Raw genomic sequence first — 11431 nt, forward strand, 5'->3', positions numbered from 1 at the left:
GGATCGGCTGGGCGAGAATACCGGGGGCCAGGGCTCCGTCACCCATTATCCGGAGGTGGATGGCCCTCATGAAAGTCGTGGTGACCTGCCAGCCCGCGGTCGGGCACTTCCATGCGATCGCCCCGCTCGCGCTCGCCGCCCGCACCGCCGGGCACGACGTCACGGTGGTCACCGGACGGGGTCTCGGCCCCTGGGTGACCCGGGCCGGGCTGGACGTGGTGGAGGTCGGCCCGGCGTGGCTGGCCGACGGGCCGAGGACGTCGGCGTTCGACGACGAGCGCCGGCGGCTGCGGCTGATGGCCCTGGCCACCGCCGCGCTCATCCCCGGCGTCGTCGAGGTGCTCCGGGACACCCGCGCCGACGTGCTGCTGCACGAGTCGCTGGAGTGGGCCGGGCCGCTCGCCGCCGACGCGGTGGGCGTGCCCTACGCGGCGCTCGGCCAGCTCCCGCGCCTGCCCCGGGCGGTCACGGCGCAGACGATGGGCGCGGGCTGGAGCCAGGCCCGCACCCGCCTCGGGCTGCCCGCCGACCCGGGCATGGCGCGGCTCTACCCGTACCTCTACCTCGACGCGTACCTGCCGAGCATGCAGCCGCTGTCCGACGACCCGCTGCTGTGGTTCGGCGGACGGGCCGAGGACGAGGTGGTGCACCCGATCATGCCGCCGCTGTACCAGGTGGACGGCCCGGTGCCGGACTGGCTCACCGCCACGGCCACACGGCCGCTGATCTACATGACCATGGGCACCGCGTTCAACCAGACGCCGCACCTGTTCCGCGCCGCCGCGCGGGGCCTGCGCGACGAGGACGTCGACGTGGTCATGACGCTCGGCTCCGGCGTCGACCTCGCCGCCACCGGCATCGACGCGCCGAACGTGCGGCTGGCCACGTACATCCCGCAGGACGAGGTGCTGCGCCGCACCGCCGTGGTGCTGCACCACGCCGGTTACCTGACCACAGTCGGCGCGCTGCGGCACGGCCTGCCGATGGTGGTCGTCCCGGTCGCCGTCGACCAGCCGTACCACGCCCACCGGCTCAGCGCGGCCGGGGTGGCGATCCGCCTCGACGAGGCCGCGGCCACGCCGGAACGCATCCGCGACGCGGTGCGCGCCACCCTGGACGACGACCTCTACCGGCGCAACGCCGCCCGGCTCCAGGCGGAGATGGCCGGGATGCCCGGCGTGGAACGGGGCATCGAGCTGCTGGAGCGGCTGGCCGAGGAGCGCCGGCCGCTGCGCGCGGCCGCATAGGACGGATCCCGGCCGCGTACGCCCGTACCTGTTCGCGCGGCCACCTCGCAGAGAGGCGACAGCCATGCGCGTACCAGTGGAGACCGTCGACGCCGAGCCGGCGCCGCTCGGCCGGATCCTGCTCACCGGCGCGACCGGCCGGGTCGGTGCCCGGCTGCTGCCCCACCTCAAGCGGCTCGGCGGCGAGGCGCGCCTGCTGGTGTGGGGCCCCGGCCCGGGGCCGGGCGGCGGCCGGCTCGTCACCGGCGACCTGCGCGACCCGGCGGTGTGCCGCAGCGCGGTCGAGGGGGTCGACGCGGTGGTGCACATCGCGTCCGCGTTCGTCGGCCTGGACGGGCCGGGCGCCGAGGAGGTGAACCGGACCGCGACCGCGGCACTGGCCCGCGCCGCGCTCGACGCCGGGGTGCGCCGGTTCGTGCAGATGAGCAGCTACCTCGTCTACGCGCCCGCCGGCGACCGGCCGGTACGCGAGGACGGCCCGCTGCTGGAGTCGCCGGAGTCGTCGTTCCCGGCCGCGAAGCTCGGCGCGGAGGCGGCGCTGCGCCAGTTCACCGGCGGGGAGCTGGAGGTGTGCGTGCTGCGTGTCGCGTTCACCTACGGCGAGGGCGACCCGCATCTCGCCGACGCGCTGAGCTGGGCCGCGCACCGGCCGGACGACGAGCGGCTGCACCTGGTGCACCACGCCGACGTGCGGGCCGGCATCTTCGCCGCGCTGCGCAGCCCGGCCGCGGCCGGGCACACGTACAACCTGGCCGACGACGAGCCGGCCCCGGCGGCGTTGCTGCGCCCGCTGGCCGAGGAGTTCACCGCGCGCGGCGCCGGAGCCGGCGACGCGGAGGAGGGCGGTCCGCTGGGCTGCGTCGTGGACACCACCGCCGCCCGCCGGGACCTGGGCTTCCGGCCCGTCTACCCATCGATCGAGGACGCCCGCCGCGCGGGCCGCATGTGACGGAGGACGCCACCATGACCGCGACCGCTGAGCACGCCCCGGCGATGACGATCGGCGGCGTGGCCGAGGAGGCGGCCGCCGTCCTCCCGGTCGACAACCCGGCCACCGGCGCGCCGCTGGGCGCCGCCCCGGTCTGTTCCGGCCGGCAGCTCGACCGGGCGATGGACGCGGCGCTCGCCGCCGCCGGCGGCTGGGCCGCCGACGACGAGGCCCGGCGTGCCGCGCTGCTCGCCGCCGCGAAGGAGGTGTCGCGGGCCGCGTCCCGCCTGGGCGCGCTGGTCACCGCCGAGCAGGGCAAGCCGACGGCGATGGCGATCGCCGAGGCGTACGGCGCGGCCGGCGCGCTGCGCTACCACGCCGGACTCGACCTCGGTGCCGAGCTGCTGCGCGACGACCGGCGCGGGCACGTCGAGCTGGCCCGTCGTCCGCTGGGCGTGGTCGCCGCGATCACCCCGTGGAACTTCCCGGTCGCGATCGCCGCGGCCAAGCTGGCCCCGGCGCTGCGGGCCGGCAACACGGTCGTGCTCAAGCCCTCGCCGTACGCGCCGCTGGCCGTGCTGGAACTGGGGCGGCTGCTGGCGCCGCTGTTCCCGCCCGGCGTGGTGAACGTCGTGTCCGGCGGGGACGACCTCGGCGCGGCGATGGTCGCGCATCCGGTGCCGGCGCACGTGTCGTTCACCGGGTCGGTGGCCGCCGGGCGCCGGGTCGCCGCCTCCGCCGGCGCCGGGCTCAAGCGGGTCACCCTCGAACTCGGCGGCAACGACCCGGCGATCCTGCTCGACGACGCCGACCCGGACGCGATCGCCGAGAAGCTGTTCTGGGAGGCGTTCGCCAACAGCGGGCAGGCGTGCATGCTGGTGAAACGGCTGTACGTGCCGGCGTCGCGCCACGGTCGCGTGGTCGACGCGCTGGCCGACCGGGCCCGGGCCACCCGGGTCGGCGACGGCGCGGTGAAGGGCACCGAGCTGGGGCCGCTCACCACCGGGGCGCAGCTGCGCCGGATCACCGCGCTGGTCGAGGCGGCCACCGCCGGGGGAGCGCGGGTCGCGGCCGGCGGCGCGCCGCTGCCCGGCCCGGGACGGTTCTACGCACCCACCGTGCTCGCCGGCGCCACCGACGACCTGGCGGTCGTGACGCAGGAGCAGTTCGGGCCGGTGCTGCCCGTGGTGCCGTACACCGATCTCGACGACGCGGTCCGGTCCGCGAACGCCGGCCCGTACGGGCTGGGCGCCTCGGTGTGGTCGGCGGACCCGCAGCGCGCCTGGGACGTCGCCGCGCGACTGGACGCGGGCACGGTGTGGGTCAACTCGCACGCCGAACTGACCCCGGACCAGCCGTACGGCGGCCTGAAGTGCAGCGGGCTGGGCGTGGAGGGCGGTGTGGCCGGGCTGCACGGCTACACCGGCGCGCAGGTGCGTCACCGTCCCCGGTGAGCCGCCGTCCGGGCGCCCTGTCCGGGGCGCCCGGAGCGCGGGTCAGGTCAGGCCGCTGTAGAACAACGCGCCGATGACGGCCCGTTCCGCCTGCGGCAGGCGGGCGTGCGGCACCGCCCGGCCGGTCAGCGCCAGCCCTTCGCGCGGCTGGTAGATGAAGTCCAGCCCGCCGTCGGGGAAGTTGCCCGCCTCCCGCACCCACCGGTCCAGCCAGGCCGGGTCGTGGCCGGTCTCGTCGAGGTACGAGCGCATCGGCCCCGGGTCGCCGGCGATGGTGAACAGCAGCGACACCTCGCACGTCGGCTGGTCGGTGTGCACGCCCAGGTAGTCGCCCTTCTCGTAGCGCAGGTACGTGCACCGGGTCGGGTGCATGGGCCGGCCCATCCGGGCGCTGATCTCGGCGACCAGCGCCGGATCCTCGTGGATCTTGATGAGTGTCGGCCCGGCGCCCAGGTACGCGTTCATCGACCGGCTCACCAGTGCGTCGTGCTCGACGTCCCAGCCCGGCTGCGGCCCGCCCGCGAACGACTCCCCGCGCGGGGCGGCCAGCAGCACCTCGACGTCCTTCATGCACTCCCGCGCGGTGGCCGCCGAGATCAGGTCCGGCATGTGCCAGTAGTACCCGGACGGGTCCAGCATGGACAGGTAGTCGCTGCGCCGGCCGCTGGACTCGCGCAGCAGCGCCGCGTACTCCTCGTCCACCTCGTGGTCGGTGGGCCGCCGCACCACCCGCGACTTCACCGCCCGGATGATCAGCGGGCCCTGCGGGAACATCTGGTCGTACGTCGCGTCGACCAGCGGCCCGCCGCCGGCCAGCGGTGACACGTCGGCCGGCGGCACCCCGGCCGACACGGCCAGGCGCTCGTACAGCCGGATCGAGGCCGGCGGCTCGTCGCGCAGTCCGAGGTGGTGACGCAGCCGCCAGCGCCGCCACTCCAGCTCCACCTCGTTGATCCGGTGCCGGGGCCACCGGTACGAGCCGCCGGGCGCGTACAGCGCGTCCCGGATGTGCTGCACGTCGATCGCGCGGACCCGGTCCGCGGCGGTGCGGAACAGGGCCGACGCGTCGGCGCCGGACGCCCAGGTGGCAGTGGACATGGTGTCCCTCCGGTCAGGCCGGCGCCCGGCGGCGCCGGCTCACTCGTCAGGCCGGTCGGTGGTCCCGCCGCCCTGCGCCAGCGCGGCGGCGTCGCGGGCGCATCCCCACGAGAGCATGACGCCGTTCCCCGCGTGGCCGTAGTTGTGCACGACGAGCGCGTCCCCCCGACGCTCGGCCTCCACCCGCGGGGCCGGGCGGCCGGGGCGCAGCCCGACGGTGTGCGCGAGCACCTCGGCGCCGGCCAGGGCCGGCTCGATCGCGGCGCACCGCGCGACGATGTCCCGCTCCTCGGCCGGGTCGGGCGTGGTGTCGTCGCTGCGCCGCTGCGCGCCGCCGAGCACCACGTGGTCGCCGTGCGGGAAGATGGACGCCCAGGTGGGCGTCATCGGCGCCTCCAGGAAGAACCGCTCGATCCCCGGGTTGCGCACCACGATCTTCGGGCCGCGCACCGGGTACAGCTCGTCGTCGCCGGTCAGCGCCCGCGCGGCCAGCCCGGTGCAGTTGACCACCACCGGCGCCACCGCCGCCGCCTCGTCGAGCGAGGCCACCGGCTCGGCGCGCAGCTCGCCGCCGGCGTCCAGGAAGCGCTGCTGGAGGTACGCGAGGTAGACGGGCATGTCGACGAGCGGCAGCCGGACGGTGAACGCGGTGCCGAAGCCCGCCGGGCGCTCGTGCTCGTCCAGCGGCCGGAACCCCGGGGTCTGCTCCACGAACGGCGGGGTGGCACCGGCGGGCCGGGCCGCGAGTACGCCCTCGCGCAGCGTCACGCCCGGCATCGGCTCGTCGCGCAGCACCCGCAGCGTCTCGTCGGTCCAGGCGCGCTGCGGGTCGTCCGGCGGTGACAGGTTCGGGCCGACCAGCGCCGAGGCCTGCATCGAGGTCGTCCGCGCGGGCGGTTCCGCGGTACGGATCAGCACCCGCGCGCCTCCCTCGGCCAGCCGGATGCCGGTGCTGAGACCGGTGACACCGGAACCGAGGACGACGACGTCCGGACGTGCGGTCATGAAGGATCCTCCGAGTGTGCGGCGGCTGTGGTCAGCTGTCCTGTCAGGAAGATTCTCCACAGCTCACGCCGCTTCGGCTTGCCACTCGTGGTTCGCGGGATGGTGCCGACGCCGGTCCGGACGAACACCAGGTCGGCACCCTCGGTCACCCGGCCGACGAGCCCCTGCGCCGCCTCCAGCCGCAGCGGGTCGGCCTGCTCGACCACCACCACCGCGGTCGGCCGATCCCCGCGCATGCCCAGCAGGACGGTCTGCCGGTGCCGCGGCAGCCCGGCCGACTCCAGCGCCGCCTCCACGTCCTCGGCCAGCAGCGTACGGCCGCGCACCTTCACGCTGTCGCCGATGCGGCCCAGCACGAACAGCTGGCCGTCGTGCAGGAACCCGGCGTCGCCGGTGACCAGCGGCCCGTCCCGGCGGCCGGTGTCGGCGTCCGGCGGCTCGTTGTGGTAGCCGTCGGTGAGGCAGGGACCGTCCACCACGATCTCGCCGACGTGGTCCTCCGGCAGTTCCCGGCCGTCCCGGTCCACGATCGCGACCCGGATCCCGTCCAGTGGGCGGCCGGATCCGACGAGCGCGCCACCTGCCTCCGGCGCCAGCGGCACCGGCCCGTCGAGCACCACCCGCCGCGGGTCCAGCGGCACCGACGTCCACAACTCGTCCAGCGGCAGACCGGTGACGGCGAGTGTCGCCTCGGCCAGCCCGTACGCGGGCAGGACGGCGCGCGGATCCAGCCCGTACGGGGCCAGCAGCCGCACGAAACGCTCCACCGCGCCGGTGCCGACCCGCTCGGCGCCGACGATGACCGCCCGCCAGGCGGAGAAGTCCATGCCCGCCAGGTCCTGCGGGCGTACCTTCCGCGCGACGTGTTCCAGCCCGAACGTCGGCATCGCGGTGAGCCGCGCGCCGTGGACGCCGAAGCAGCGCAGGTAGCGCAGCGGGGACCGGACGAACTGCTCGGGGGAGAGCAGCCACAGGTCGCTCTGCCGCACCACCGGCGTGATGAGGCAGCCGATCAGCCCCATGTCGTGGTGCATCGGCAGCCACGACGCGGTCGGGTCCTCCGGCCGCATCCGCAGCCACTGCGCGATGGCGGCCACGTTGGCCTCCAGCGCCGGCACCGGCACCCGGACCCCGCGCGGCGCCCGGGTCGAGCCGGAGGTGAACTGGAGCATCGCCAGCTGGGCCGGGGCCCAGCCCGGCCACGGGCCCGGGTCGGCGGTGGCGATCACGTCGTCGTCGACCCGCACCGGCACCGGTGGCGGCACCAGCCCGGCGAGCTGCCCGGCCAGCGCGGCGGACGTCACCACCATCCGCGGGGCGGCCCGGCCGACCAGGTGGGCCAGCGCCCGCGCGTAGCCGGTCAGGTCCTGGCCGAACGCGGGCGGCGCGGTCGGCACCGGCACCGCGCCGGCGACCATCGCACCGAAGTAGAGCTGGATGAACCGGGGCCCGGTGGGCTCCACGATCACCACCGTGTCGCCGTCGGCGGTCCCGGCCGAGCGCAGCCCGGCGGCGACCCGGCGGGCGCCCTCGGCGAGCCGCTCGTAGCTCCACTCGTCCCACCCGTCGCCGGGTCCGGCGAAGCGGACCGCCGCGTCCGGGCGCGGCCGGTGCACCCAGTCGGTCAGCGGCGAGCCTGCCGCCGCGGCGCGATCCTGTCCGTCCATCGGGGACCTCCTGGGCACGGGTGGGCGGAGCGTAACGCGGTGCCACGCGACGGCGGCAGGCCCGCGCGAGCCGGCCGGCGGGCACGCTTGCGGCGCCGGCCGGCCCGGCGCGAGCATGCGCTCGACGTGTGACGTGGGCGCGATGTCCCTGGCACGCCTGCCCGGTCAGGTGCGGGCAACTGGGCATTCTGCCCAGTTGAACGGACCCGGCGAGGAGGCTGCGAAGGTGCCTGGACGATCCCTGATCTGCGGACTGAAGGTCACGCACGACGGCGCGGTGGCCGTGATCGACGACGGTCGGCTGCTGTTCTCCACCGAGGCGGAGAAGCTCGGCAACCACAACCGCCACTCGGAACTGCACGACATCGACGTGATCCACGACGAACTGCGCCGGCACGGCCTGTCGGCGGGCGAGCTGACCGGCGTGGCAGTCGACGGCTGGGCCCGGGACCGCGACGGCACCTCGTACGTGTGGCTGCTCGACGGTGCGCGCCCGCACCCGCTGGACGTGGCCGGTTACGAGGACCCGGTGACCGACGCGGCGCGGCCCCTGGACGCGCGGCACGGCCCGCTGCCGCAGCGGTTCGGCCCGGCCGGTTTCACCAGCTACACCCACGCCACCGGGCACCTGTTCGCGAGCTACAGCACCAGCCCGTTCGCGCAGCGCGGCGAGCCGGCGCTCGGCCTGGTCTGGGACGGCGGGATGCCGCCCTTCCTCTACCTGGTCGAACCGGACGGGCCCCGGGTACGCGGCGTCGGCCGGGTCAACGAGTTCATCGGCGGCCTGTACCCGATCTTCGCCTCGCACTTCGATCCGTTCCGGGTCGACCGGCGCAGCGCCGACCCGGACCGCCGGTTCGGGATGGAGGCGCTGCTCCCGGTCTCCGGCAAGGCGATGGCGTACGCCGGGCTGGGCAAACCGGTGGAGGCGGTGATCGACGTGATGGGCGCCGTCACCGCGCAGTTCGGCGCGGTCGACACGCCGATGCGCTCGTTCCAGTGGAGCCAGCGGGTGCTCCAGCTCGCCCGGGGCCTCGGCGCCACCGACGCCGAGCTGCTGGCCTCGTTCCAGGAGTACCTGTTCCGGGCCCTGGTCACCGGCATGGTGGCGATGCTCGACCGGCACCCGGAGCTGCGGGCGTTGCCGCTGTGCCTGTCCGGCGGCTGCGCGCTGAACATCAAGTGGAACTCCGGCCTGCGGAGCAGCGGGCACTTCCCGCGGGTGTGGGTGCCGCCGTTCCCCAACGACGCCGGTTCGGCGATCGGCGCCGCGTGCGCCGAGATGGCCCGCACGACCGGGCGTACCGGCCTGCGGTGGAGCGAGTTCGCCGGGCCGGAACTGCGCTGGGACGGCGTGGTGCCGCCGGGCTGGACGTCGCGGCCGTGCCCGGTCGAGGACCTCGCCGCGCTGCTGCACGAACGCGGCGAGGTGGTCGTCGTGCTCACCGGCCGGGCCGAGCTGGGCCCGCGCGCGCTCGGGCACCGCAGCCTCATCGCGCCCGCCACCAGCCGGGACATGCAGCAGCGGCTCAACGAGATCAAGGGCCGGGAGTGGTACCGGCCGGTGGCGCCGATCTGCCTGGAGGAGCGGGCGCCGGAGGTGTTCGCGCCCGGCACCCGCGACCCGTACATGCTCTTCGACCACGACGTCCGGGCCGGCTGGGTGGAACGCATCCCGGCGGTGGTGCACGTCGACGGCAGCGCCCGGCTGCAGACCGTCGACGCCGGCAACCGGGTGGTCCACGACCTGCTGCGCGCCTACGAGCGCCTCAGCGGCGTACCGGTGCTCTGCAACACCAGCGCGAACCTGCCGGGACGCGGTTTCTTCCCCGACCCGGGCACCGCCATGTCCTGGGGCCGCACCCGGTACGTGTGGTCCGACGACGTGCTCTACGAGCGCCTCTGAGCCCGCCTCCGGAGGGTGTCCGCGGTCGAGTTCGCGCACGCTTCCGGGGGCGCTCGGGGCGGGGTTACGGTGCCCCCGTGCCGATTCCGAATGAGCAGCAGACGCGGAAGCGGGTGCGGGAGCTGGTCCTCGAACTGGCCCCCAACCCGGAGAAGGGCGACCAGGACGAGGTGCTCCTCGTCGAGGACCTGGAGTACCACTCCCTGGCCCTCCTGGAGCTCGCCTTCGCCCTGGAGGACGAGTTCGACCTGCCGCCGATCGACGAGCAGAGCGTGCAGAACATCCGTACCGCCGCCGACATCGAGAACCACGTGGTGCGGCAGCTGGAGAGCAAGGACGCCGAGCCGCTGGCCGCCACGACGGAGTGACGGTCCACCACGGACCGTGCGAGGGCTGGCAACGATCGGTGGAGGTGCGGACTTGTCCGAGCACGACGAGGTCATCTGCGGGCTGAAACTGACCCACGACGGCGCGCACGCCCTCATCCGGGGCGACCGTCTGCTCTGGTCGGTCGAGGAGGAGAAGGTCGGCAACCGCCGCCGCCACGCCCGCCTCACCGACCTGAGCGGCGTGGTGGCCGAGCTGGAACGCCACGGCCTGGGCATCGGCGACATCGACGCGATCAGCGTCGACGGCTGGGTGCAGTCCGGCGACGGGCGTACCGCGGCGGAGATCGAGCTGCCCGACGGCGGGCGGCAGATGATCGACCTGGCCGGCTACGCGGTCATCGCCGAGCCCGGCAACCCGCTGCCGGCCCACCCGCGCACCACCGGCAGCGGCCTGCCGCTGGGCTCGAAGACCTTCGACTACTCCAGCTACCCGCACGCCACCGGCCACGCGTTCGCCGGTTACAGCACCAGCCCGTACGCGGCGGCGGACCGGGCCGCGCTGATCCTGGTGTGGGACGGCGGCATGCCCGCCACCCTCTACCGGTTCGACCCGGCCACGCCCGCGCTGCACTCGCTCGGCGTGGTGGTCCCGATCGTCGGTGCCCTCTACCCGATCTTCGCCTCGCTGTTCCCGCCGTTCGGCGTCCCCGCCGACGAGCGCCGCCGGCTCGGCGGGCTGGGCGACTTCGCCCAGCTGGAGGCGCTGCTGCCGGTCTCCGGCAAGGCGATGGCGTACGCCTCACTGGCCCCGGCCAGCGAGGAGGCGATCACGGTGATGACCGAGCTGGCCGAGTCGATGCTGCCGATCGGCATCACCGGCGCGTTCCTCTGGAGTCACCAGGCGCGGCGCCGGCTCGCGCCGCTCGGGCTCTCGGACGCGGCGATCCTCGCCTCGTTCCAGGAGTTCCTGTTCCGGCTGCTGCTGCGCGGGCTGCGTACCGGCCCGGGCGCCGCGTACGTGCGGGCCGGCGAGCCGCTCTGCCTGTCCGGCGGCTGCGCGCTGAACATCAAGTGGAACTCCGGGCTGCGGGCCAGCGGCGACTTCAGCGACGTGTGGGTGCCGCCGTTCCCGAACGACGCCGGCTCGGCCATCGGCACCGCCTGCGCGGAGCTGTTCCGCCGCACCGGCCGCGCCGCGCTGCGCTGGTCGGTGTTCGACGGCCCGGACCTCGTCGACTCGACGGTCCCGCCCGGCTGGACCGGCCGCCCGTGCAGCGTCGCCGAACTCGCCGAGCTGCTGCACCGCACCGGCGAACCGGTCGTGGTGGTCGACGGCCGGGCCGAGCTGGGCCCGCGCGCCCTGGGCCACCGCAGCATCATCGCCCCGGCGCACGACCCGGCGATGAAGGACCGGCTCAACGAGATCAAGCTGCGCGAGTCGTACCGGCCGGTGGCGCCGATCTGCCTGGAGGATCGGGCGCCGGAGGTGTTCGACCCCGGCACCCCCGACCCGTACATGCTCTTCGAGCACCACATCCGGCCCGGGTGGCGGGACCGCGTGCCGGCGGTGGTGCACGCCGACGGCAGCGCCCGGCTGCAGACCGTCGGTCCGGCCCATCCGCTGCTGTTCGAACTGCTCACCGCGTACGAGCGGCACTCCGGCATCCCGGTGCTCTGCAACACCAGCGCCAACCACCCCGGACGCGGCTTCTTCCCCGACGCCGCCTCCGCGATGCGCTGGGGCGGCGTGCCGCGGGTCTGGTCGCGGGGCCGGCTGTACACGGCGGACCGCTGACC

Annotated in this window: 9 protein-coding genes; 6 read left to right on the forward strand and 3 right to left on the reverse strand. The window is 75.2% G+C overall.

Features of this window, described 5'->3' with window-relative positions; translation table 11 throughout:
* The first annotated feature begins 68 nt into the window (after nucleotides 1-68).
* From IRY44_RS09435 to IRY44_RS09445, 3 genes are all read left to right on the forward strand, one after another.
* Complete coding sequence (locus IRY44_RS09435; protein WP_194800050.1) at nucleotides 69-1247, forward strand: glycosyltransferase; 1179 nt, start codon at nucleotides 69-71, stop codon at nucleotides 1245-1247.
* Nucleotides 1248-1311: 64 nt separating this feature from the next.
* Nucleotides 1312-2196 carry an NAD(P)-dependent oxidoreductase gene (locus IRY44_RS09440; RefSeq protein WP_194800051.1) on the forward strand — a complete coding sequence of 295 codons (885 nt, stop codon included), beginning with the start codon at nucleotides 1312-1314 and terminating at the stop codon, nucleotides 2194-2196.
* A gap of 14 nt (nucleotides 2197-2210) precedes the next feature.
* On the forward strand, nucleotides 2211-3629 hold the full coding sequence (locus IRY44_RS09445) for an aldehyde dehydrogenase family protein (protein ID WP_228531758.1): 1419 nt from the start codon (nucleotides 2211-2213) through the stop codon (nucleotides 3627-3629).
* A 42-nt stretch (nucleotides 3630-3671) separates the two neighbouring features.
* Here IRY44_RS09445 and IRY44_RS09450 read toward each other — a convergent pair whose 3' ends face one another.
* From IRY44_RS09450 to IRY44_RS09460, 3 genes are read right to left on the reverse strand one after another with little or no spacing between them, the layout of a single operon-like run.
* Nucleotides 3672-4727 carry a hypothetical protein gene (locus tag IRY44_RS09450; RefSeq protein WP_135239698.1) on the reverse strand — a complete coding sequence of 352 codons (1056 nt, stop codon included), beginning with the start codon at nucleotides 4725-4727 and terminating at the stop codon, nucleotides 3672-3674.
* Between the two features lie 39 nt (nucleotides 4728-4766).
* Nucleotides 4767-5732, reverse strand: coding sequence for an FAD-dependent oxidoreductase (locus IRY44_RS09455; protein ID WP_194800052.1), 966 nt, complete (start codon nucleotides 5730-5732; stop codon nucleotides 4767-4769).
* Nucleotides 5729-7399 carry an AMP-binding protein gene (locus IRY44_RS09460; RefSeq protein WP_194800053.1) on the reverse strand — a complete coding sequence of 557 codons (1671 nt, stop codon included), beginning with the start codon at nucleotides 7397-7399 and terminating at the stop codon, nucleotides 5729-5731. Before IRY44_RS09460 ends, IRY44_RS09455 begins: the two co-directional genes overlap by 4 nt.
* 226 nt (nucleotides 7400-7625) lie before the next feature.
* On the opposite strand from IRY44_RS09460, the gene IRY44_RS09465 reads away from it, so the two are divergent.
* The 3 genes from IRY44_RS09465 to IRY44_RS09475 all read left to right on the forward strand — a co-directional run bounded on the left by IRY44_RS09465 (nucleotide 7626) and on the right by IRY44_RS09475 (nucleotide 11429).
* The gene (locus IRY44_RS09465) at nucleotides 7626-9305 is read left to right on the forward strand and encodes a carbamoyltransferase N-terminal domain-containing protein (protein WP_194800054.1); all 1680 of its coding nucleotides are present in this window, start codon (nucleotides 7626-7628) and stop codon (nucleotides 9303-9305) included.
* 77 nt (nucleotides 9306-9382) lie between these two features.
* Nucleotides 9383-9673, forward strand: coding sequence for a phosphopantetheine-binding protein (locus IRY44_RS09470; RefSeq protein ID WP_216933389.1), 291 nt, complete (start codon nucleotides 9383-9385; stop codon nucleotides 9671-9673).
* Between the two features lie 52 nt (nucleotides 9674-9725).
* Nucleotides 9726-11429: a carbamoyltransferase N-terminal domain-containing protein gene (locus tag IRY44_RS09475; RefSeq protein WP_194800055.1), complete on the forward strand. Its 1704-nt coding sequence runs from the start codon at nucleotides 9726-9728 to the stop codon at nucleotides 11427-11429.
* Nucleotides 11430-11431 lie beyond the last annotated feature (2 nt).

The organism is Micromonospora sp. ANENR4, assembly GCF_015354395.1.
Classification (GTDB): Bacteria; Actinomycetota; Actinomycetes; order Mycobacteriales; family Micromonosporaceae; genus Micromonospora; species Micromonospora aurantiaca.